At 57.6% G+C, this 22351-nt stretch carries 19 protein-coding genes; 6 read left to right on the forward strand and 13 right to left on the reverse strand.

The annotated features are described in order from the left end of the window. Positions 1-3 precede the first annotated feature (3 nt). The 3 genes from EXN68_RS15265 to EXN68_RS15275 are packed head-to-tail and all read right to left on the reverse strand — an operon-like array spanning position 4 to position 2838. The gene (locus EXN68_RS15265; RefSeq protein ID WP_142841679.1) at positions 4-1080 is read right to left on the reverse strand and encodes an ABC transporter substrate-binding protein; all 1077 of its coding nucleotides are present in this window, start codon (positions 1078-1080) and stop codon (positions 4-6) included. A gap of 25 nt (positions 1081-1105) precedes the next feature. Then, positions 1106-1909 carry an ABC transporter permease gene (locus EXN68_RS15270; protein WP_003519698.1) on the reverse strand — a complete coding sequence of 268 codons (804 nt, stop codon included), beginning with the start codon at positions 1907-1909 and terminating at the stop codon, positions 1106-1108. Continuing rightward, complete coding sequence (locus EXN68_RS15275; RefSeq protein ID WP_142841680.1) at positions 1906-2838, reverse strand: ABC transporter permease; 933 nt, start codon at positions 2836-2838, stop codon at positions 1906-1908. Before EXN68_RS15275 ends, EXN68_RS15270 begins: the two co-directional genes overlap by 4 nt. Positions 2839-3271: 433 nt before the next feature. On the opposite strand from EXN68_RS15275, the gene EXN68_RS15280 reads away from it, so the two are divergent. Next, positions 3272-4474 (forward strand): pyridoxal phosphate-dependent aminotransferase, encoded by a 1203-nt coding sequence (locus tag EXN68_RS15280; RefSeq protein ID WP_142841681.1) that lies wholly within the window; start codon positions 3272-3274, stop codon positions 4472-4474. Between the two features lie 10 nt (positions 4475-4484). Then, positions 4485-5177, forward strand: coding sequence for an SDR family NAD(P)-dependent oxidoreductase (locus tag EXN68_RS15285; protein ID WP_142841682.1), 693 nt, complete (start codon positions 4485-4487; stop codon positions 5175-5177). Between the two features lie 60 nt (positions 5178-5237). On the opposite strand, the gene EXN68_RS15290 is transcribed toward EXN68_RS15285, so the two are convergent. The 10 genes from EXN68_RS15290 to EXN68_RS15335 all read right to left on the reverse strand — a co-directional run bounded on the left by EXN68_RS15290 (position 5238) and on the right by EXN68_RS15335 (position 18579). Next, entirely contained in the window at positions 5238-6143 is a 906-nt protein-coding gene (locus EXN68_RS15290; RefSeq protein WP_142841683.1) for a LysR substrate-binding domain-containing protein, read from the reverse strand. A 151-nt stretch (positions 6144-6294) separates the two neighbouring features. Continuing rightward, positions 6295-8499, reverse strand: a complete 2205-nt coding sequence (locus tag EXN68_RS15295; protein ID WP_142841684.1) for a methyl-accepting chemotaxis protein — start codon at positions 8497-8499, stop codon at positions 6295-6297. Between the two features lie 257 nt (positions 8500-8756). After that, a complete protein-coding gene (locus EXN68_RS15300; protein ID WP_161991352.1) occupies positions 8757-10256 on the reverse strand; it encodes an FGGY-family carbohydrate kinase in 1500 nt (499 codons plus the stop codon). Continuing rightward, entirely contained in the window at positions 10249-11091 is an 843-nt protein-coding gene (locus tag EXN68_RS15305; protein ID WP_142841774.1) for a class I fructose-bisphosphate aldolase, read from the reverse strand. The genes EXN68_RS15300 and EXN68_RS15305 overlap by 8 nt, the downstream gene beginning before the upstream one ends. A 2-nt stretch (positions 11092-11093) precedes the next feature. Beyond that, complete coding sequence (locus tag EXN68_RS15310) at positions 11094-12818, reverse strand: glycerol-3-phosphate dehydrogenase/oxidase (protein WP_142841685.1); 1725 nt, start codon at positions 12816-12818, stop codon at positions 11094-11096. A gap of 121 nt (positions 12819-12939) precedes the next feature. Further along, on the reverse strand, positions 12940-13938 hold the full coding sequence (locus EXN68_RS15315; RefSeq protein ID WP_142841686.1) for an aldo/keto reductase: 999 nt from the start codon (positions 13936-13938) through the stop codon (positions 12940-12942). After that, positions 13935-14909 (reverse strand): sugar-binding transcriptional regulator, encoded by a 975-nt coding sequence (locus EXN68_RS15320; protein ID WP_161991353.1) that lies wholly within the window; start codon positions 14907-14909, stop codon positions 13935-13937. The genes EXN68_RS15315 and EXN68_RS15320 overlap by 4 nt, the downstream gene beginning before the upstream one ends. A gap of 52 nt (positions 14910-14961) precedes the next feature. Further along, positions 14962-15963: an ABC transporter permease gene (locus EXN68_RS15325; RefSeq protein ID WP_142841687.1), complete on the reverse strand. Its 1002-nt coding sequence runs from the start codon at positions 15961-15963 to the stop codon at positions 14962-14964. A 12-nt stretch (positions 15964-15975) separates the two neighbouring features. Beyond that, positions 15976-17496: a sugar ABC transporter ATP-binding protein gene (locus EXN68_RS15330; RefSeq protein WP_142841688.1), complete on the reverse strand. Its 1521-nt coding sequence runs from the start codon at positions 17494-17496 to the stop codon at positions 15976-15978. Positions 17497-17565: 69 nt separating this feature from the next. Beyond that, positions 17566-18579 (reverse strand): substrate-binding domain-containing protein, encoded by a 1014-nt coding sequence (locus EXN68_RS15335; protein WP_142841689.1) that lies wholly within the window; start codon positions 18577-18579, stop codon positions 17566-17568. A 608-nt stretch (positions 18580-19187) separates the two neighbouring features. Here EXN68_RS15335 and EXN68_RS15340 point away from each other — a divergent pair. The 4 genes from EXN68_RS15340 to EXN68_RS15355 all read left to right on the forward strand — a co-directional run bounded on the left by EXN68_RS15340 (position 19188) and on the right by EXN68_RS15355 (position 22339). Continuing rightward, complete coding sequence (locus EXN68_RS15340) at positions 19188-19886, forward strand: hypothetical protein (RefSeq protein ID WP_142841690.1); 699 nt, start codon at positions 19188-19190, stop codon at positions 19884-19886. A gap of 367 nt (positions 19887-20253) precedes the next feature. Continuing rightward, positions 20254-20691, forward strand: a complete 438-nt coding sequence (locus EXN68_RS15345) for a hypothetical protein (RefSeq protein ID WP_142841691.1) — start codon at positions 20254-20256, stop codon at positions 20689-20691. Positions 20692-20711: 20 nt separating this feature from the next. Further along, positions 20712-21344 (forward strand): hypothetical protein, encoded by a 633-nt coding sequence (locus tag EXN68_RS15350; RefSeq protein ID WP_142841692.1) that lies wholly within the window; start codon positions 20712-20714, stop codon positions 21342-21344. Next, positions 21341-22339, forward strand: coding sequence for a site-specific integrase (locus tag EXN68_RS15355; protein ID WP_142841693.1), 999 nt, complete (start codon positions 21341-21343; stop codon positions 22337-22339). The genes EXN68_RS15350 and EXN68_RS15355 overlap by 4 nt, the downstream gene beginning before the upstream one ends. The last annotated feature ends 12 nt before the right edge of the window (positions 22340-22351 follow it).

Genomic DNA, 22351 nt, shown 5'->3' on the forward strand with positions numbered 1-22351 from the left:
TCCTCAGCCGTTAAAAGTCTGGTTGTATTTTTCGAGCCACTGGGCGCGGCGCGGAATGATGTATTTCCAGTCCGGCGTGAAGAGGTTCAGCGATTCCATTTTCGCTTCCGGATAAGCGAGGAATTTCGCGGTATCTTCGCCAAACGAGACATCCTTGACCGAAGGCGCGCTGAGGGTGGCTTCCGAAAGCATCTTCTGCACGCCGGGGTCGAGAATGCGGTTGATATAGGCAAGCGCGAGATCGCGGTGCGGCCCGCCCTTTACCAGCGCGATGGAGTTGATGCCGGTGAAAGCGCCTTCCTTCGGGAAGGTCATGTCGAGCGGCACGCCCTTCTTGGTGTGCGGATAAACCGCCTTGGAATATTCGATACCGCCGAAATCCGCCTGGCCCTGCGCCACCATCATCGTCTGCGCTTCCGCGTCATAGATTGAGAGCACGTTCGGCTTCAGATCGGCCAGTTTGGCCCAGCCGGCATCCGTATCATATTGTGCTTCTTTCAGCGGCTTGCCGGTTGCAAGGGCGGCCGCCACCATCAGCATCAGAACGCTTTGTGTGTTCTTCGGTGTGTTGAGCAGCATGCGGCGGGCATATTTCTTGTCGAACATCTGTTCGTAGCTTTCGAACGGCTTGCCCGTTGTCGGATTGTAGAACAGACCGGCGATAGAGATTGCAAACCCGACGCCGAAATTGTCTTCGAAAAGATAACGGGAATAGACATTCTTGAGGTTGGGGATTTCGTCCATCGGCAATTGTTCGATCAGGCCTTCCTCCTTGGCCTGCGGAACGCCGACATCGTCCATCGACATCACACTATATTGCGGATTTTCGCGGGTGGCGCGCAGCGTGGCGATATTGGCAAGCGTCGCGCCTTCGGTCGTCAGCACCCGGCATTTATATTCCTTTTCGAAAGCCGGGATGACTTCCTTCTTGATCAGTCCGCCCTGCGCCGAATTATAGACGCCGACATACATGGTGCGGTCCTGTGCGGAAGCCGCGGTGTAGAAATAGGGTGTGGCAAGCGCGCCTGCGGTGACTGTCAGGAAACTGCGTCGTTTCATGATGATGGTCTTGTCTGTCATTTCCGGTACCCCTCTTGTTGTTGATTTACATAGCCATTGCCCGGCGCAGACCCACCAGCCTGTCGAGGACGAGCACGACGGTCACCGCCAGAAGGATGATGATGGTGGACATGGTCGCGACCGAAGGATCAAAGACCGTGCCGATCTGGCGATAGAGAACGATGGGCACGGGCAGGTTCGCGGAATCGGCCAGCCACATCGAAACGGGATAATTGTCGAAAGAAACCATGAAGCAGAAGATCGAGCCGGAGGCGACGCCGGGCGCGATCTGCGGAAAGATCACTCGCGTGAAGGTTTTCCAGCGGGTGGCGCCAAGCGTGCGCGCCGCTTCCTCGAGACTGACATTGACGAGCTGGAGGCTGGTCAGCACCGTGCGGATCACATAGGGCGAGGTGACAACGGTGTGGGCGATCAGAAGTTTCAGCTTGGTATCCATCCAGCCATAGCCGGAAAAGAGCTGCAGCAGCGCAAGACCGGTCACCAGCACGGGAAAGATCAGCGGCGAAAGCAGCAGCCCTTTCATCAGCGAGCGGCCGATGAATTTTCCTCGTGAGAGCGCAAAGGCTGCGGGAACACCGAGCGCCAATGAAAGAATGGTGGTGGCGACAGCCAGCGCCGCGCTGAAGGTCAGGCCGGCGGTGAATTCCTCGTTCTGCATCACCGCCGCATACCAGCGGAAGGTGAAGCCCTGCGGCGGGAAGGTGACGAAGTAGCTGTCGGAAAACGAGATGGCGACAACGAGGACGATCGGGGCCAGGATGAAGACCATCATGGCGGCGGTAATCGCATAAAGGACGATGGCGGAAGTGCCTGTCAGCTTGTTGTTCATGACGCGCTTGCCTTGATACGACGCCCGCCGAGCAGCCTCATCGAGACGGCGTTGATGAGAATGACGATGAAGACGAGGATGGTGGCAATGGTGGCGCCGAACGGCCAGTCATAGACCGCGAGAACCTGTTGCTCGACCATGTTGCCCAGCATCTGCGAGCCGGGACCGCCGATAAGGGCGGGAATGACATAAGATGCCGAGGCCAGAGAGAAGACCAGCGTGAAACCTGCGACGAGGCCGGGAAGGCTGAGCGGGAAGGTGATCCGCAGGAACACTTTCCATGCCGGCGCACCGAGCGTGCGGGCGGCCTGCTGCAGGTTGGGATCGATCTTGCCAAGCGCGGAGGACAGCGGCAGCACCATCATCGGGAAGAAGATGTGCAGGGAGCCGATGATGACGGCAGCATCGGAAAACAGCAGCGTCAGCGGACTGTCGATAATGCCGAGATTCATCAGGACATAATTCAAGAGACCCGTTGGGCCATTGCCGAGGATGAGCTGCCAGCCATAAGCGCGAACCACGACGCTGACGGCCAGCGGTGCGATCACGATCAGCGTTATGATGCGGGTCGTGGTGATATTGCCGCGCACGAGAACGGTCGCGACCGGATAGGCCAGTATCGCGGCGATGATGGAGGTGATGAGACTGATACGGATCGTCGCCCAGAGCACCTTCTGGTAGAGATCGACCTCGAAAAACCTGATGTAATGGGCAAGCGTGAAGGGTGTACCGATCAACCCCTGCGAATTCTGCGTCATGACGCTGAAGGTCATCAAGCGGATGGCCGGAAGAAAGAAAAAGAACAGCAGAAAGATCAAAAGCGGCAATATGAGTATGCCGGGCGAAAACAGCCGACGCTCAATGGCTTTCCAGCCGGAGATTCCACGGCGTGGCGGGGCATGGGGTTTCATGATCGCAATATCCGACATCTATACTCCCGTCGCGTGAATACGGCACGAGGCATCGCGTTGAGCCGAACGACAGGGTCGTCCAAGCCCTATGACTAGAATTTGCTGGGTGTGTGCTCCCTGTCGAGGTATCCGGTCTTTTGCCGATACCCGTCGCATGTTTCTGCTTGCTCGCGTCGGTTACCTCTTTGGGCAATATTGCCCGACGCGTCGTTCCCTTGGTTGTTACGCCGAGCTTAGGGTCTAAGCCGACGAGCTGCATAATATTTTATTGCTCTGAGGTCATCGCATACGAATATGGACTTCACACCCGTTTGAAGGCGATGCATCAAAATCCCGTATGACCTCACATCGAAGTCGTATTGGGGAAACGGCGGAAAATTCCCGTAACCTCTTTGTCATGCACTGGCATCGCGACGATGCCTGCCTTCACCGTTACAATCGGAAATCATCCATGCCCACTATCGCCCAGCGCCTCAACAACGTCACCGTTTCGGCCTCGCTCGCCATGACCCAGAAAGCCCGCGACCTCGCAGCCCAGGGCATCAAGGTCATCAGCCTGTCGTCCGGCGAACCGGATTTCCCGACCCCTGCCCATGCGGTCGAGGCGGCGCATGCGGCAGCCCTTGCCGGCGATACGAAATATCCGCCGGCTGACGGAACGCCTGCTTTGCGGGCCGCGATCCAGCGAAAGTTCAAGCGCGACAACAATCTCGACTACGATCCAAGCCAGATTTTGGTGGCCGGCGGCGGCAAGCAGATCATCTTCAACGCCATCATGGCAACCTGCGACCCGGGCGATGAAGTCGTCATTCCCGCACCGTCGTGGATCAGCTATGCCGATATCGTCAAGTTTGCCGGAGCGGTGCCGGTGCCGGTGGTTTGCCCGGAGAATAACGGTTTCCGCCTGCGGGCCGAAGATCTCGAAGCCGCCATTACCCCGAAGACCAAATGGCTGCTTTTCAACTTCCCCAACAACCCCACCGGCGCTGCCTGCTCCCGCGCGGAAATGAAGGAAATCGCCGAGGTCATGCTGCGGCATCCGCATGTCTGGATCATGACTGACGACATGTATGAGCACCTCATCTATGACGACTTCGAATTCTGCACCATCGCCGAGGTCGAGCCACGCCTTTACGACCGCGTCCTGACCGTCAACGGCGCATCGAAGGCCTATGCGATGACCGGCTGGCGCCTCGGTTTCTGCGGTGGCCCGAAAGATCTCATCAAGGCCATCAGCAACGTCAACACCCAGAATAGCGGCGGTGTCGCCACCATCGTGCAGGCTGCCGCCGTTGCGGTTCTCGACGGTCCGCAGGATCTGCTGAAAGAGCGCGCCGATATCTATAAGACGCGCCGCGACTTCGTGCTCGGCAAGTTGGCCGAGATCGACGGCCTTCGCTGCCACAAGCCCGAAGGCGCCTTCTATATCTTCCCGAACATTGCGGCGCTGATCGGCAAGACCACGAAGGGCGGCACGAAGATCGAGAACGATACCGATTTTGTCATGGCGCTGCTCGCCGAACATCACGTTGCGACGGTGCAGGGCGCGGCCTATGGCCTGAGCCCCTTCTTCCGGCTTTCCTATGCCACGAGCATGGAGAACCTCGCCGAAGGCTGCGCCCGCATCGCCGAATTCTGCAACGGAATGAAATAGGGAGAACAGCATGCTGGGAGGAAGTGGCCGTGTGATCATGGTTTCCGGTGCATCGCGAGGCCTTGGCCTTGCGATCACCACAAGGCTTCACGAAGCCGGTTTCACCGTCGCGGCGGGAGCGCGAAATCCATCCGCCGTTGCGGTGAAGGACAGGCTTTCCGCCGACCGATATGATGCGGAAGAGGCGGGATCGGCAGAAGCCTGGGTTGATGCCGTCGCCGCCAGATACGGCCGGATCGATGGGCTGGTGAATTGCGCCGGCATCAATCCCAAGGTTCGGGTCATGGATACGGGCGAAGAAAGCCTCGACCAGATGTGGCGTATCAACGTCAAGGGTCCGCTCAGGGTCACCCGCGCCGCCATCCCTCACCTCGTGAAGACCGGACAGGGCAGGGTCATCAATGTCGCCTCGCTGGCGGGGCGGCGTGTCGGCTCGAATGTCGGTTATGCGATGACGAAATTTGCCGTCGTCGCGCTTACCCACGGCATCCGGCAGGAATTGTGGGACAGCGGCGTGCGCGCCACCGCCCTCTGCCCCGGTTACATCGCAACCGATATGACAGCTGGCGAAACCGAAGTCCGCCGCGAGGATATGACCCAGCCGGCAGATCTCGCCGAAATGGTGGAAACGCTGCTTTGTCTGCCGAACAATCTTTCGGTGGCCGAATTGCTGGTGAATTGTCGCAAGGAATCGATGCTTTAGTCTTTTTTCACGCGCCGGGCCGGAAAACAGGCCGGCGCGTGATCACAAGCCGGTGCGCCTTTATTTCAGCGTTTCCGCCAGCTGCAGCAGTATTTCCTTCACGGCAAGCGCGGGCTCGGAGAGCGGCGTATTATCCGATACGCAAAAGGACAGGGTTTCCTCGATCATCGGGCTGGCGATCTGCCGGACGACAATTTCCTCATTGGATTCCGCCACGATACGGTCGGCGATAGCCTTGGGCGTTATGGTCGCGCCAAGCCCGGCATCCACACCACGTGCGATGGTCCTTACCGATTCCAGCTCGGCCATCACGAGCAGATCCTTGCGGCTGCGGGTGAAGGCGAGATTGATGGCCCGGCGCACGAAATTATAGGTCGGCGGCAGAAGAAAGGGCAGATATGCCAGATCAGCAACTGTGATAGGTGCATCGCCGGGCTCCACGCCGAAGCTGCGATGCACGACCAGCACGAATTCCTCACGCAATAACGGCGTGAACTTGACGCCACGGATCGGCCCGGTGCCGTGGATCAACCCCATCTCCAGACGACCATTCATGATCATCTGGCTATAGGGCTGGCTGACGCTTTCCGTGATGTGCAGCAGAATGCCGGGATGAAGCCGTTTTGTTTCCTCCATCAGACGCAGCGCCAATGTGGCGGCGCTGCTGAAGGGCGCAAGCCCGACCGATACCTTGCCGGACAGCACCGCGCCCGCTTCCAGCGCCTCCGCCTGCGCCTGCTCCATCTGACGCAAAATCACCTGGGCATGCCTGTAAACGACCTTGCCAGCATCGGTCATGACGACGCCCTGCTGGCTTCGGGTCAGCAGTTTCTGGCGGAAATGTTCCTCGATGCTCGCCAGCTGCTGGCTCAGCGCCGGCTGGGCGATATGCAACACATCCGCCGCTCTTGTTATGCTCCCCATATCGACAATCGTTATAAACGATTTCAGACGCCTGATATCCATCTGCTGCTGCTTATCCCATTACTGCTTGCAGGGATAAGATGCGCAATTTGCCGATAATGTCCATCTTGCATTTCCCCGCCTGTCCCCGTCCGCATTGCGGTACGGGGACAGTGATCCACACTGCGCGTCAAGAGGGCCGTCAGGCCGTCATTCAGGCTGCCTTCAGAGACCCCCGATAAGCGTCCGCTCCCGAACCGAGTTCGAACTGGCCGAGCAGCCGGTTTAGCGCATCAACCTCCCCCGCCAGAGTGTGGCTTGCGGCAGTCATTTCCTCGACCATCGCAGCATTTTTCTGCGTGTCCTGATCCATCTGGTTAACGGCGATGTTGATCTGCTGAAGGCCGGACGATTGCTCCTGCGCGGATTCGACGATCGCGGCCACGTGCTGATTGATCTCCTGCACCTCGGCGACAATCACGTCGAGCGCCTTGCCGGTATCGCCGACAAGATGCACGCCCTCCTCCACCTGCTGGTTCGACTTGGTGATCAGCGACTTGATCTCCTTCGCCGCACCGGCGGAACGTTGCGCCAGCTCGCGCACTTCCTGCGCGACGACTGCAAAACCCTTGCCCGCCTCACCCGCACGCGCCGCCTCAACGCCGGCATTGAGCGCCAGAAGATTGGTCTGGAAGGCAATCTCATCAATTACGCCAATGATGCTGGAAATCTCGTTTGACGATTTCTCGATGCGCTCCATGGCGATGACCGCCTGGCGTACGACCTCGCCCGATCGTTCGGCGCCGATACGCGTGCGGGAGACTAGCCGACCCGCCTCATGCGCCCTGCTGGCGGCATCCTTCACCGTGACAGTGATCTCTTCAAGGGCAGCTGCCGTTTCTTCCACGGCAGCTGCCTGCTGCTCCGTGCGCCTTGCCAGATCATCGGCCGCCGCCTTGATTTCATGAGCGCCCGAATCGATGCCGGAGGCATTTTCCGACACGCGTAGCAGCGCATTCTGCAACTTTCCGGAGGAGCCGTTGAAATCATTACGAACCGCATCGAGCTGTTCGACAAAGGGTTCATTGATACGGCACGATACGTCGCCCTCGGCAAGTTTTGCCAAGGCGTAAGCCAGACTGTCGACGGCAAACCGGATGTTGCCCGCCTCATCGGCGGCCTGGCGTTCGCGCGTCAAGCGCTCCTGTTCCCCGAGAGTGCGATTGGTCTCTGCGTCGTGCTCAAGCGCGGCCTTTTGCCGGTTGCTTTCACGAAGGACGTCCAGCGAGCGGGCCAGATCACCGATCTCATCCCTGGTCGCAATATCCTTCAATGTCAGCTGGAGGTTTCCCTGTGCGATCTGGGCGGTCTCACCGATGATGTTCGTGATGCGGCCGATGAACCGCCGGGCAATGAACCAGCCCGCCAGCGCCAGAAGCACCGCTGCCGTCATGATCGTCAAGGCAGCATCACGCATCATCGCATGCAGCTGCGCAAAGACCGTGTCTTCCGGCACCGAGACGATTGCGTACCATTTCATGTCCCCGGTCAGCGTGACCGGCGAGGCAACGTTAAGCGAAACCGTTCCGTCCTGTGCCGTCATTTCCCGCTCGACGCCGGGATTTGCGATCAGCTGATCCCAGCCGGCGGTTTGCGCACCGCCATCCGCGAGGCTTTTTCCCATGATCGCCGCATCCGGATGGCTGATGATCTTGCCGCTGCCACTGACAAGGCTTACGAAACCCGTTCCCATGGGCCGAACCGTTGACAGCGCCTTGCTCGTTTCCTCCAGCGAAAGATCGAGGCCGGCGACCCCCAATGGCTTACCATCGACGACAACCGGCTTGGCAACCGAAGTTATAAGAACCTCCTTGCCGTCGATCGCATAAGCATAGGGTTCGATGACGACGGTTTTCTTCTGTGTGAAGGGCAGTTGATAATAATCGCCCGGGCCTGCAGTGGTATAGTCCGTCAACGCGGTATTGCTTATTTTGCCACCGCTGCGCACCCAATAGGGCACATAACGACCGGTTGCGTCATACCCCGCCTTGTTGACGAAGTCCGCATCCCTGCCATCGAAGGCGTTCGGTTCCCACCCGGTCCAAAGACCAAGGACTTCAGGATTGTTCGCCAGCATGTGCTGGATAAGCTGATCAGCCTTGCTCCGATCGGCCTCGCCCGACTGCTTCATGGATTCCAGAACGGAAGCGAGACTGTTGACGATATGAATGGTGCCACCGATCTTCTTTTCGGTCACCAAGGCTTCGGCATGCGCTATCTGCCGCATACGCTCAAGGCTGTTGGTCTTTGTATCCTCAAAGGAGCGATAAAACAGCACGGCAGAGGCCGCGATTGTTGCAATTACGCCGCACGCGGCGACCGCGAAGATATTGCGGCCCGTAGTCGATTTAAACAGCATGCCCTTCCCCCCAAAAGTCCCTGCCGCGACGGCGGACGCCGCTACGGGTGCCCGCAACTGTCAATGATCGGGCTGGAAGGTAATATTAGAAAACTATGCTTAAAAATTACTTTCCACCCTGCATTTAAGCAGTCCAAGGGAAGCGAGATACATCATGAAGTTGTATTATTGCAGTATATACAAAATACTGCGCGATATTCGAACTCTCGAAAGCGCAATGCGGTGCGCGTGATTGCGCACCGCGGAGCCGGAAGTCTCTATTCCTGCAGGCGAAGAGCATTCCAGAAGCCTCGCAACTGGCCGGTCAATTGTGTGTAGAGACCATAACGCCGACGGTAATGCCGAACTTGGTTCTCTTTCGGTTCGTAGGCGCTCGCCACGCGCGTCATCGCCGCAACCGCTTCCTCATAACCGGGATAGAGACCGACAGCGACGGCTGCGCCGATCGCCGCCCCAAGCGCGCCCGTTTCGCGGGCTTCGGCGACACGCAGGGGAATTTCCAGCACATCCGCCATGATCTGCGGCCAATGCTGGCTGCGGGAACCGCCGCCGGACATCACGGCATTTTCGACCGGCAGGCCGGCTTCACGCAGGACACCGATATGGCGACGATGTTCGAAACAGACGCCTTCGAACAGGGCACGCAACATATGACCTTCGCCATGCCAGCCGGCCAGACCGTAAAAGCCGCCGCGGAATTCCGCACCCAGCCGCGAACCGAAGATGAAGGGGTGAAAGAACGGATCGTCGGCGCGCGGCGTAACCGAGCCGACGAGGTCGTTACACCGGTCGAAGGCATGATCGCCATGGTCGTCGCGAATGCGGTGTACGTACCATTCGAGATTGGCGGCGGATGTGGCGCTGGATTCGATATTGACATAGCGGTCCCGGCCGAATGTCGTCACCATGAAGACATCCGGGCTGATGACCGGTTTGTCTGCGAAAACCTGATTGATGCTCCAGGTGCCGGCAATGATGGAAGCTTCCCCGGCATTGATGACACCCGACCCCATGGCGCTGGAGACGACATCGAAATACCCGCCAATGACGGGCGTGCCTTCGGAGAGCCCGGTTGCTTCTGAAGCCTCGCTTGTGATGCGGCCGACGATGTCAGCCGATTCCACAAGACGCGGGAAAAAGGCAACGGCATCATCAAGGCCATAAAGCGACAGGAGTTCTCGGTCGAGCCCGGCTTCGGGGAAGGCAAGCAATCCCGCACCGCTGAGGTCGGAAATGTCATTGGCAAGGCAGCCCGTCAGACGGAAATTGACGAAATCCTTGCAGAACAGCACCGTTCCGGTCTGCGCGTAAATGTCAGGTGCATGCCGTTTTACCCAGGCAAGCAGGCTGGGCGTTTGCGCGGGCCATGGCCGCTGCAGGCAGCGTACCTGCAGCAAGTCTCCGCTTTTCCCGTCAAGCTCGGCCGCAATATCAGCGGCACGGCTGTCGAGCGACTGGATTCCGAGCAAGGGCTTTTGCCGCTTGTCCAGCAGGTAAAGACCATTGCCGTGACCGGCGCATCCCACCGCCACAATGCTTCTGGGATCGACCGAGGATTTTGCCAGAAGCTGGCGGATCGCCTCGCAGCCATTGCGCCATAATTCTTCAAGGTCGCGCTCGACATAACCGGGCTGCGGAAATGTCGAATGGCCGTCGATGGCATGTTGTGCGACCTGCCGGCCCGCCGTGTCGAACAGCACGGCCTTGATGACCGTGTTGCCGACATCCAGACCCAATATGTGATTTTTCTCAGCCACGATTATAGATGTCCCATGCTTCCTCACCGCTCGCACCCTCATGGATGATGGCCATCAGGGCCGCAACAACGGCCTTCGGATTGTCATGCTGATAGATGTTGCGACCATAAACCAGTCCGTTCGCCCCTTGAGCCATCAAGGCCGCCGATTTTGCCAGCACGTTGCGCAAATCCTCTCGCCCTCCGCCTCGCACCAGCACCGGGCAGCGCGCCGCCTCGATCACCCGGTGAAAATCCTGCGGATCACTGGTGGGATCGGCCTTGATGATATCGGCACCCATTTCCGAGGCAAGGCGCACCAGCGTAACAATCTTTTCGGCATCGCCATCCACCTGATAGCCCCCGCGCACATCGTTGGGCAGCATTACCAGCGGCTCGATCATCAGTGGCATGCCGAAGCGGTGGCAATCGGCCCGCACACGGCTGATATTTTCGACACATTGGCGAAACAGTTCCGGCTCATCCGGCAGCATGAACAGGTTCACGACAACGCAGGCCGCGTCCATTTCCAGCGCGCCGATGATTGGATCGTGATAATTCTGGAGCTGCGACCACATGGTTCTGTGGCGCGTGGAATTATAGGGGTTGCCCATATCTATGCGCATGACGAGGGCCGGCTTGTCCCGCTCCGGCCTCTGCTGCAACAGATCTGCCTGCCCGTAGACCATCTGGATGGCATCGGGACCGGCCTCAACCAGCTTTTCGACGGTCTGCGGCATATCCTCAAGCCCGATGAGGAAACTCGGCTCGTTGCAAACCCCGTGATCGATGGCCACATCAAGGCATCCGCCATTGCGGAACAACCGGTTCATGCGCGCCTTTTTCGAAATCCGCATCATCATGCATTCTCCTTGCATCTGTGTTGAAGCATTGCCGGACTGACCCCATAAAAGGTCTCCAGCTCATGAATAAGCCGCTGCCGTTCTTCCACCGCCTGGCTTGATGACCAGCCCAGTTCCCGTGCCGTGACGCCGAGGATTGCGTCGATCAGATCCGCGTCGATGCGACCGGTTATGGCAAGTGTGGTTCGCCGCAGAATGAGATCGGTCAGGTGCCGGACATGTTCGGAACGGATCAGCCAGATCACCTCCGCAACCGTGACGGGCAGTTTTTCGCAAAGCGGTGTGTCATCCGCGCGGCCCCGGCAAAAGCCCATCAATTCAAGCGCACGTGAACCATAGGCCGACGCCAGATGTTCGGCCCGGTCCCTGCCGATCGAAAACTCCTCTGATAGCAAGGCGGGCAGACGTCCGGCACTGGTTGGAAAATTCCTGCCGCCGCCGATTGGGCGACCCATCGTGCCGGTCAGCCGCTTGCGTCCGAGAAAGGCCAGAACCTCGTCGGTCACCTGCTCACCAAAAGCCCTGAAGGTCGTCCACTTGCCGCCGATCATGCAAAGCTGCGGCGGATCGCCTGCGACGCGGTGAATGAAATGGCTGCGCGATATTCTCCCGGTAAAGGCGGCATCGCTGCGCGGTAGCGGACGTATGCCGCTGAAGCTAAAGACGATGTCGGAATGGTCGATAGCGATATCCGGAAAAACCTGTCGGATCGCATCGAGAATATAGTCGCGCTCCTCCGGCTCGCATCGCACCCGCTCAGGACGATCTACCTTTATATCGGTCGAACCCGCGAGAACCCGGCCGAGATAGGGAAAGAGGATACAGACACGGTTATCAGCATTCTCGAAAAAAATCATATGCCCGTTCAGGGCTTTGAGAAGCGCCTCGTTCGCCAGGATCAAATGGGATCCCTTGGTGCCGGAAACCGTAGGTTTTGCTTTCTCCGCAGTCGGAGCTTCCGTCAGCGCGCCGATCGTCTCGTCGATCCACGCACCCGTGGCATTGACAATGATCCGGGGCCGGATGGCCAGACTTTCTGACGTTTCCTCGACCCGAAGACGATATTCATCCCCGGTGCGAACAAGCTCCACATAGTTGAGCGCAATGCTTTGCGGTGCATCCGTATAAGTATCGATCAGGAGTTCCAGCGCTAACCGTTCAGGCTGGCTTATCCATGCATCGTAATAGGTGGCCGAATATCTGATGTCAGGTGTCAGGCCCGGCCAGTGCTGCAGCGTCTTGCCGGCGCTGCGAAACTCATGGCGGGGCAGGATCCGGTTTTTGCGGGTAACGAAGTCATAAAGCGTGAGGCCCGCCTTGATGGCCAGCGCCCCCCGGCTCGCGGGTTTGCCGCCGGAGCCGAAAAAGGTCGCTGCCGCGTTGAACAACCCGCTGAAAGTCGAGAAAATCGGGATCGTCGTCGGCAGCGGATGAACCATGTGCGGTGCGAGCGTCAACAGCGCATCGCGCTCCCGCAAAGATTCCGCCACGAGGCCGAATTCGCCGTTTTCGAGATAACGCAGGCCACCATGGATCATGCGTGACGGCGCCGCACTGCAGCCGGAGGAAAAATCGTTGCGCTCGACCAGCAGTACCCGCAAGCCCTGCAAGGCGAGATCGCGATAGGCGGCGATGCCGTTGATGCCGCCGCCGATGACGACGGCATCAAAATCACCATCTTGCCGGATGCGACGCAGAGCGTCCTCGCGAAAACTGGGCATAGAAATACCGTTCGCTGGTGGATGACCAGCGTCCCAATGTTGTTGACCGTTCAAAGCGACAGGAGAGACGGGCGGTGAAAATTATCTGCTATTCGCCGTAAGACCCGTCCCGACTACGTGTTCAGCTATCAAGCCCCACAAGATGCTCGGCAACGCCGGCGCTGATGAGGGCCACTTCACTGTCCGTGAGGCGCAGGCGGGCTGCCGCGGCGTTTTCGACCGCCTGGGCTGGATCACGCGCACCGCACAGTGAAAATGTGATGCCTGGCTGAGCAATCGTCCAGGCAATCACCACCTGCGCGACCGAGGCCCCATGCCCGGCCGCCACCGGTTCCAGCACACCCATCAACCGGGCGATCTTCTGACGGTTCGACTGGCTGAAACGGGGATTGCCGTGACGTTGATCATCCTCTGCAAAGATCCGCTCAGGCCCGACCTTGCCCGACAGCAGACCAAGCGCCAGCGACGAATAGCTGAGCACGGAAACGGCATTCTTTCGACACAGAGGCAGGAGCGTCGTTTCGATGTCCCGTTTCACCATGGAATATTCTTCCTGAATGGCATCGAGCGCACCGGTGTCGATATAGGCCTCAAGATCGCCAGGCGAGACATTGCTTGCCCCGATCGAGCGTATCTTTCCCTCCTCCTTCAGCCGCACCAAAGTCTCAACCGTTTCGGCAATCGGGGTCGTGGCGTCCTGCCAATGGGTGACGTAGTGGTCGATATAATCGGTTCCGAGCCGCTTAAGACTCTCTTCAACCTCATGCCGGATCGACGCCGCGCCGAGATAACGGTGAACGGGCTTGCCATCCTGATGGAAGAAATAAGCGCCCTCGTTCACATGCCAGACGAGGCCGCATTTAGTGACCAGCACCACCTTGTCGCGCCGGCCGGCAATCGCCTTGCCGACAATGGTTTCCGCAAGCCCCATGCCATATGCCGGTGCGGTATCGATGAGGGAGATGCCGGCATCGATGGAGGCTTGAATGGCGGCGATGGACTGCCGCTCATCAGTGCCGCCCCACATCCAGCCACCAATCGCCCAGGTGCCGAGCCCCACGACTGAAGCGCTGATGCCACTGCCGCCAATCGTCCGGGTCAATATAGCATTGTCCGTCACGAAGTTTCCCCTTCTTCCTGATCCAGTAAATAGCCAGCGATCGCCTCGTCCACGACGAGCGACGTCAGATATCGGCCCACAAGCGTGGCCGCCACCGGCCCTGCCTTGATGGCGCCCGCCGCCACACCAATGATGTTCGGGCACCGGGCAAGCTGCCCGGGGTCGAGCGCCACCACGCGCGAGTTGAGATCGATCCGCGCCAGCTGCCCGTCCGCCATGGTAAGGTGGGCGAGGAATTCCCCGGCAATGCCCGCATCCACCAGCGCCTGCCCGCCGCGGGCCACATCCGGCAGAAGGTCGTAATAACCGGAACCCGGCGCCTCCACCGAACCGATACCGACCAGCGCCACCTGCGCCTGCCGCGCCAGATCAAACACTTCGCGGATCGATGCGACATTCATCAGCAGATCACGCTGCTCCTCATCCTCGGCAAACAGCGGCGCATGCAGAAGCGAGGCGCTGCCGCCGAGCTTTTCCGCCAGCTGCGTGGCGAGATGGTTCACATCCGTATAGTGTTTGCCCTGCACACCGCCGGTCAGCGGCACCACCCGCACATCGAAGCGGCGCTCCGCCTCCAGGTTGTCGACAACCGCGCTTACCGCCTTGCCGCCGGTAATCGCGATCACGTCACCGTCCCGGATCGTCTCCAGCAAATGATTGGCAGCCACCCGCCCGACCATCTGCAGCGCGGTTTCGGGATTATCGGAAACCGTCGGCGTCACCACCGACTGCCTGAGACCGAAACGGCGGGTGATCTCGTTTTCGAGATCCACCAGCCGCTGATAGGGGCTGGCGATGGTGATCTTCACCATGCCGGCCTTGCGGCCGGCGGCAATCATGCGGTTTACCTTGGTATGGGAAAGATTGAGCCGCTCGGCGATCTCCGACTGTTTTACACCCTCGATGAAATGCAGCACGAGGACGGAATACACCTGTCTCTGTTGATCGAAGTCGTCCTTGATATCCAGCATGATCATCTTTCTCCAGTTACCTTCAGGCGTTCAATGCGCGCTCGATGGGCGCTCAGCGGCGACGCCTGACCAGATAGTGGTCGAACAGAACCGCTGTCAGCAATATGCTGCCCCTGATAATGTCCTGCCAGTAGACAGACACATTGAGCAAGGCAAGCGAGCTGGAAACGACCGACAGAAGGATTGCCCCGAGGATCGCACCTAGAATGGTGCCCGAGCCGCCCGAAAGGCTGGCGCCGCCAATGACCGCCGCCGCGATGACGTTAAGCTCCATGCCAATACCGAAGCTCGGCTGGGCGGACCCGAAGCGAGCCATGTAGATCACGCCTGCGACGCCGGCCAGCATCGAACACAGCGTGGTGGTGGCGAAGACCACCCGACCGACGCGGATGCCGGAATAGGCCGCCGCCTTGGGATTGCTGCCGGTATAGAACACCTTGCGGAAGGCGGTCGTGCGCCGCAGCAATAGATCGAACGAGACCACCACCACCGCGAAGATGATCAGCACCAGCGGAATTCCACCAAGCGCGCCCTGGCCGATGAACTTGAATTCCGGCGGCAGGGAAAAGAGCCCGAGCGGTCGACCACCCGTTGCCAGCAGGCAGACACCGCGGGCAATCACCATCACGCCCAGCGACACGATGAAATGATGCAGGCCGATAACCGTTGTCAGGAAGCCCATGGCCATGCCGACCAATGTGGTGAGGCAGATCGCCAGTCCGGCCGCCACCCAGGGATCGACACCGTTGAGGAACAGCCAGCCGGCGGCGACCATGGCAAGTGCCGTGACGGAACCAACTGACAGATCGATACCACCGGAGATCAACAGGATCGTCATGCCGACCACGACGATGCTTTCGATGGCGAAAACCATGGCCATGGCCCGCAGATTGTCCACGGTCAGAAAATACGGTGATATGAACGACATCACCGCGAAAAGCGCGAGGATGATGACGATCAGTCCGGTTTCCCGTGCTTTCAGCGCCGGCTCCCACCACGCAGTACGGCGAACCGCCGTCTCGGCAAGGCTTGAAGGTGTTTCCGATGTTGCCATTTTCCCGCTCCCTCAAGCCCCGGCCGGGCTATGCACAATATTGATCGATGCAAGCTGCATGATCTTCTCCTCCGTCATGTCCTCTCCCTGCACCTCACCGGCAATGCGCCCTTCGCGCACGACCAGCACGCGATCGCTGACGCCGATGAGTTCCGGCAGCTCCGAGGATATGACCACCACGCCGACGCCTTCGCGCGCCAGTTCCCGTATCTGGCGGTGGATTTCGGCCTTTGCACCCACATCCACCCCGCGCGTCGGTTCATCCAGAAAGACGACCTCGGGTTCCACCGAGAGCATCTTTGCCAGAGCCACTTTCTGCTGGTTGCCACCGCTCAAGGTGGAGACAGCGTCGCCAACGCTATTGGCCCGCAATTTCAGCCGCTTGCCCAACTCATCGGCGCGCTTCATTTCCTTGCGCCGCTCGATGAAGCCCATGCCGTTCGATATCCTGCCGACATCGAGTGCCGAGACATTTTCGGCGATGGACATATTGAGGAAAAGCCCGTCACCCTTGCGATCCTCGGACAGGTAGACGAGCCCCTCGCGGATGCTGTCGCGATAGTCCTTGAGCCTCAGCGGCCGACCGCGCAGCGTAACTTCGCCGCTGGGTTTCCCTTCCAGCCGGCAAACCGCTCGTGCGATCTCGCTTCGGCCCGCACCGATCAGACCGGCAAGACCGAGGATTTCACCGCGACGCAGATCGAAATCGACATCAAAAACCCGCTTTCCTTCGTTCAATCCCCGAACGGACAGAATGACTTCGTCCGACTTTTCATCGTCCGAGAGTTTCAGCGGATAAAGCTTATCCAGAACCCGCCCGACCATGCTGTTGACGACCTCCTCCGGGGAAATCTCCGCGATATTCGCCGTCTTGATGTGACAACCGTCGCGCATGACAGTGATGCGGTCGCAATGCTCGAAAATCTCCGCCATCCGGTGCGAAATATAGATGATCGCAATCCCGCGTTCCGCCAGCCGATGCATGATACGAAAAAGCGTCTGGGCTTCAGTTTCGGTCAGAGCCGCCGTCGGCTCATCCAGGATCAGGATACGGCAATCCAGCGTCAGCGCCTTGGCGATTTCGACTATCTGCTGTTGCGAGATCGACAGATCACCGGCGCGGCTGGCGGGGTCGATATCGCCGATTTCCCGCAGGATGGTTGCGGCCCGCTTGCCGAGATCGCGATAATTCATGAACAAGGAGCGGCTTTGGCCCGTCTCCGACATGAACATGTTCTCGGCAACCGAAATTTCCGGGCAAAGGGCAATTTCCTGATGGACAAAACCGATGCCGAGCCGGTTCGCCGCATTGGGCGAAGATATCCGCACCGGTTTGCCGTCCAGCAGGATTTCGCCGCCATCCGGCTGCAGAATGCCATCGATAATATGCATCAGCGTCGACTTGCCGGCACCGTTTTCACCCGCCAGCGCGTGGATTTCACCACGCCGCAATTCGAGTGCGGCACTGCGCAACGCCCGCACGGGGCCGAACGCCTTATGAATATTCGTCATGCTGAGGATGACCTCGCCCATAACGCCCTCCCGAAGCTGCTTCCCATTTGACCGGCGAGGCTCAAACCCCGCCGGTTCAAGGGCGACGCGTCAGCGCCCCTTCATATAGTCGTTGAGATCAAACGAAGCGGCATTCGCCTTGGTAATCACGGCAAAACCATTGTCCATCGACGGAACCTGCATCGGGTTGAAGCCCGACACCTTATAGTCGTTGAACGGGTCGATCAGATCCGAATGGGCACCCAGAAAGGTGTTCATGAAACCCATAAAGCCCTGTACGCCCTGATTAGGATTGATGGACATGTAGATATTGCCCTGCTTGATATGCTCGAGCGTCGCAGGCGTAATGTCCGCGTGCAGGATCAGGACCTTCTTCTTTGCCTCCATAACAGCGGCCGTCGCGCCTTCGGCCGAACCGGCCTCGGGAATCCACAGGGCGCCCAGATTGGGGTTGGCCTGCAACAATGCGCCAGTTGCCTGATAGGCGAGGTTCGAATCCTGATTGGTCGCCTGACGGCCAACCAGCTTCATCTGCGGGTAGGTGCGCCCCATATAATCGATGAGGGCGGTGACGCGCAGATCGTGGTTACTCTGGCCCGGATTTTCCAGAACCGCATATTCGCCTTTTTCGCCGATCTTCTTGACGATTTCATCAGCCGCGAATTTCGCCTCGGCAACATTGTCCGAGGTGATATAGGCGGTGCGCTTCGACTTCGGAGAGTCAGCCGCGAAGGTCGTCACCGACACACCTGAGGCAATAGCCTTGTTGATCGGTTCGATGAAGGGATCAGCCTGCATTGGATGCAGCAAAATGCCTTTCGGCTTTTTCACCAGTTCCTGTTCGAAGGACGCGATCTGCTTGGTGATGTCATATTCGGGCGTGCCAGTGAAAACAGCCTCACAGCCAAGCGCCTTGGCGGCCTGCTTGAACCCTTCAAAGACCGGCACCCAATAGGGGTGGCTGGAAACCATGACGTTCATCACATAGGTCTCACCCGGTTCGCAGGCGAATTTGCCCGCAGCGGCGGCCGGTGAAGCCACGCCAGCGGAAACCGCCACGGCAAAAACACCCGCGGCAACGGTCGATTTCAGAAAAGCCAACATATTCCCCTCCCAAGGACAATGAGCTAGTCCGCAATAAATTTTGAACTTTGTAATTTATTGCATGAGTATGAGATATCCGCAAACCGAGTGGGCGTCAATGTGGTTTGAATTTTATTTTGTTATGTGAAATTTATTGCAATCAACGCAAACGTTGTCGGGGAAGATTGGCGATAAGGTCCCATCGGGGGCAATCTGCCGCTTGCGGATATTCACGCTTCGAGACGTTGTGAAAACCTCTTGCGGATCATGTGGGGAGATTGAACTGACGCAGGCCAGAAACGAAAAAAGGGTTTCTGATCACTCAGAAACCCTTTTCATGAATTCGGATGGTGGGCGTGACAGGGATTGAACCTGTGACCCCTACGATGTCAACGTCTATGAACATCAACGAATACAGAGCTAGCTGATAGCAAATGCTACTACCGCCTGCCAGCAGCTATCCACCATTACCAACAGTTTCCAGAGGTTCACGTGTCACCCGCGTGTAGGTGCCCGCGCGATCACTGTCTCGGGAACGAAGGCGTGTCCGCGGCTCGCAGCTGGGGCTCATCTTTACGACCTCGCCCATTTTACGGCTAAAGAACAGCATCCATAGGAATCCTCAGTCGATGTCACAAAATAGCAAAGAAGCATTAGCGGTCAACAGTAAGGAACACGTCGAAAAAGCGATAACCACTGCTCAAAAGCACTCGTTCGCAAAAGCGCCGTCGCAAAAGGTTGGCGCTATCCAAAAACTCGTAGGTCAGCTCACCACTGCCGAACCTTACAACCACAATGGTTTTGTGTGGGCGAAAAGGCCACAAGCTTGGTGGGTTAGTACACTTGGCTTTTCGGTAGAAACGTTCCGCCGACTGATCTCTAAACCGCCGTTCGTTCGGGAATGTGTTTTAGACCCTGATACAGGCAAGAAAGTTACACTCATTCGTGAAGGCGTTTACGGGGTAAAAACCAAGAAGCACGTCCAAAATATCCTTGCCAAAATATGGCTGTCCAAAACTGGTCGGAGGATAAATGGTGCCCAATATGGCCATTTGGGTGGCCTTGCAGACGAGTGGGGTATGGAGAAAGCTCCAGAGATATTCAAGCTCGTCCTAAACGATGTACCAGCATTTATGGCGGGAGCAAAAATTCAGATCGCACTACTCGGTGACGAAGGCTACTTCCGATACTATGATGATTTCCCTCCGACGAGCTTCATTCTACGCTTTAACTCCGTCGGAATAGAAATGCATTTGATGAAAGAGCAAAAGGCTTACTCGGCGAAAAGCAGTCAAAAGACGCTATCAACGCTGACACACATCAAATGACCGAATGCATTATGCCCCCTATTGTAATATAAGATACCTATTTCTATCTTATATTACAGGGGACATAATATTTCGGTCAAAGATAGAAATAGGCCATACGCTCGGCAAGCCTCGCTATGGAGACGGGAAGAAACTTGAGCTTTCGGAGAAATTCCTTACCCGAAATAACAGGTTACAAGCTACGGGTTAGAGACACACATTGGCGGAACATAGCGTTTTCAGCTATCTCCTTTCAGCAAAAGAAAATTTCATTTTTTTTAATTGGGTGAAAGCGTTCTAATTTCTTGAATAGACAGATTTGCTAGCTATCGTCCTTATTGGGTCGCTCGATGATGGATGACCTCCCTGTAACAACAAGGAGGTTTGAATGCCCGACATAAAATCTTTATTACCTGCAATCGACGCATGGACCGCCAGCTCATTGCTCCAAAAAGCTGTACGGCGTGGCGAGACAGAATACGCCCAAGCGGCGGCCATCAACTTCCACAAACTACGAGGCAATGCAATCTGGCGACGATTAACACTCATCGCCTATGAAGACATCGGCATCGGCGATCTCCCCCTTTGCGGCGACATTGCGCGATATGCGATTGATCGAAACGTCCGGAGACAAGCTGGAACAGATGGTGAGATAATTTTAGAGCTCACAAAGCAGATGAGCACAGCACCTAAGAATCGAGAGACCGACTACCTGATATGCACCGCTAAGCAGGCCACCTTCACAGAGGGCCTCAGAGCGTCCGTGGCGGGGAGGTCAATAGCGCAGATGGGGAGACAGCCACCGACCCCCGCACGCCGCTCCTAGAGCGCGCTACGGCAGCGTGGATGGCATCCGGTATCAACGGAGGCGGGCCACGTGTTCTATCGAAGGGTGATTTACCAAGCCTAATGCGGGCATTGGAAGAAATTGGTTTGCCACCCGGTGTGTCCACCGCAATCGAGGGGGCTTCTGAAAAGACTCTCGAGCCAATCGTTGTGATGGTGGCTCTGTTATGGGTAGCTATTCGCGAAACACGTGAAGCGCCAATGATATTACGGGAGCCCGCGCCACGGTCAGTGCTATGCGGAGGTTTGCCGAGTTACACCTTCGACAAACATACCCGATTGGGAAAGCAAGCCATAAGACAACTTTTACGCGAGAGCAGCGTCGTCAGGGACTGCATTGCTGACTTTGTGCCTGAGTATAAAGCGATCGAAGTGGCAAGCATGGCCGCATTCTATGCAGATGCGATAGCCTTGAACCACAGGATAACTTGGACCAAATCCGACGCGCTTTTCGCTCTTGGTCGTAAAACCGACATGACAAAGATAGGCACACCAGACCCAGGAGTAGAGGCAATCACAAATATAGTGCTCGCCAACCTCGACCACCTCAATGAAATTCGCAGAAGGCTCCGAGAGGCACCGAAATCTTATAACGGCTTGACCGGAACCGTCGCACTGAGGGATGAAGCATGAGCGATCTAACCCACGATAACTCTCATTATCAGGGGTTAAACCTCCTGAGATTTGAAAGCAGCGAAAATTTGCAATCAATTGCACAAGTCCCTGGTTTGGAATTTTTGGGAAAGTCAGTTCGAGAGTTTGTCTCCCAGAGTGTTGCGCTCAATACCCGTCGTGCGTATGCGTCAGACGTTGGGCGTTTCGAGCGCTGGGGAGGAGGAATTCCGTGCAGTCCAGAGCTCGTTGCGACGTATGTCGCCACCCATGCGAAAACCCATAAAGCAGCCACACTTAGAAGATGGGTCGCGTCACTTTCATACGCCCATAGCGCTATCGGCCTGCAGGACCCTACGAAGACCAATATTGTTCAGGCAACACTCAAAGGCATCAATCGTTCAGTTGGTGCCGCCCCCAAAATGGTTAATCCTCTTTTGCGGGATGATCTGCTTTCGATTCTCGATGCAATGGCAATTAACCCTCGTGATTTCCGCGACAAGGCCTTACTCTTAATCGGATTCGCAGGAGGCTTTCGACGTAGTGAACTAGTTGCCCTTGACGTCGCTGACATTAAGGTCGTTCGCAGAGGGCTCATAATCAACATTCGCCGTAGCAAGACAGACCAAGAGGGCAACGGCCGACAGATTGCCATCCCGTTTGGTAGAACTCGTCATTGCCCTGTTGCTGCGTTTGAAGCTTGGCTGGAAACGTCTGGCATCCGGTTCGGGCCCATATTCAGGCCAATCAACCGGCACGGACGTATTTCGGAGGTACGTTTGCGTGATGGCTCCGTTGCAAAGATAGTGAAAGAGAGAATAAGTGCCATCGGCGTCGATCCGTCGCTCTTCTCTGGTCATAGTTTGAGAGCCGGTTTCGCAACAAGCGCAGCACAGGCTGGAGCGTCGAGCTGGCAAATACGCCGCCAAACAGGGCACCAATCAGAGCAGATGCTGGCTCGCTACATTCGCTTAACGGAGTTGTTCGAGAGCAACGCTGCAAGCGCTGTCTTGTGAAGGTTTACGGGA

Source organism: Martinezella rhizogenes, from assembly GCF_007002745.1.
In the GTDB taxonomy this organism is placed as follows: Bacteria; Pseudomonadota; Alphaproteobacteria; order Rhizobiales; family Rhizobiaceae; genus Agrobacterium; species Agrobacterium cucumeris.

Bases quoted from the DNA above. Each gene is read 5' to 3' on its own strand.
- EXN68_RS15330 (WP_142841688.1), bottom strand. From the start codon at position 17,496: ATGGGCGAGGTCATCCTCAGCATGACGAATATTCATAAGGCGTTCGGC.
- EXN68_RS15320 (WP_161991353.1), bottom strand. From the start codon at position 14,909: ATGCTGGATATCAAGGACGACTTCGATCAACAGAGACAGGTGTATTCC.
- EXN68_RS15295 (WP_142841684.1), bottom strand. From the start codon at position 8,499: ATGCTGTTTAAATCGACTACGGGCCGCAATATCTTCGCGGTCGCCGCG.
- EXN68_RS15270 (WP_003519698.1), bottom strand. From the start codon at position 1,909: ATGAACAACAAGCTGACAGGCACTTCCGCCATCGTCCTTTATGCGATT.
- EXN68_RS15335 (WP_142841689.1), bottom strand. From the start codon at position 18,579: ATGTTGGCTTTTCTGAAATCGACCGTTGCCGCGGGTGTTTTTGCCGTG.
- EXN68_RS15290 (WP_142841683.1), bottom strand. From the start codon at position 6,143: ATGGATATCAGGCGTCTGAAATCGTTTATAACGATTGTCGATATGGGG.
- EXN68_RS15340 (WP_142841690.1), top strand. From the start codon at position 19,188: ATGTCACAAAATAGCAAAGAAGCATTAGCGGTCAACAGTAAGGAACAC.
- EXN68_RS15345 (WP_142841691.1), top strand. From the start codon at position 20,254: ATGCCCGACATAAAATCTTTATTACCTGCAATCGACGCATGGACCGCC.
- EXN68_RS15305 (WP_142841774.1), bottom strand. From the start codon at position 11,091: ATGCGGATTTCGAAAAAGGCGCGCATGAACCGGTTGTTCCGCAATGGC.
- EXN68_RS15285 (WP_142841682.1), top strand. From the start codon at position 4,485: ATGCTGGGAGGAAGTGGCCGTGTGATCATGGTTTCCGGTGCATCGCGA.
- EXN68_RS15310 (WP_142841685.1), bottom strand. From the start codon at position 12,818: ATGCCCAGTTTTCGCGAGGACGCTCTGCGTCGCATCCGGCAAGATGGT.
- EXN68_RS15325 (WP_142841687.1), bottom strand. From the start codon at position 15,963: ATGGCAACATCGGAAACACCTTCAAGCCTTGCCGAGACGGCGGTTCGC.
- EXN68_RS15355 (WP_142841693.1), top strand. From the start codon at position 21,341: ATGAGCGATCTAACCCACGATAACTCTCATTATCAGGGGTTAAACCTC.
- EXN68_RS15275 (WP_142841680.1), bottom strand. From the start codon at position 2,838: ATGTCGGATATTGCGATCATGAAACCCCATGCCCCGCCACGCCGTGGA.
- EXN68_RS15265 (WP_142841679.1), bottom strand. From the start codon at position 1,080: ATGACAGACAAGACCATCATCATGAAACGACGCAGTTTCCTGACAGTC.
- EXN68_RS15280 (WP_142841681.1), top strand. From the start codon at position 3,272: ATGCCCACTATCGCCCAGCGCCTCAACAACGTCACCGTTTCGGCCTCG.
- EXN68_RS15350 (WP_142841692.1), top strand. From the start codon at position 20,712: ATGGCATCCGGTATCAACGGAGGCGGGCCACGTGTTCTATCGAAGGGT.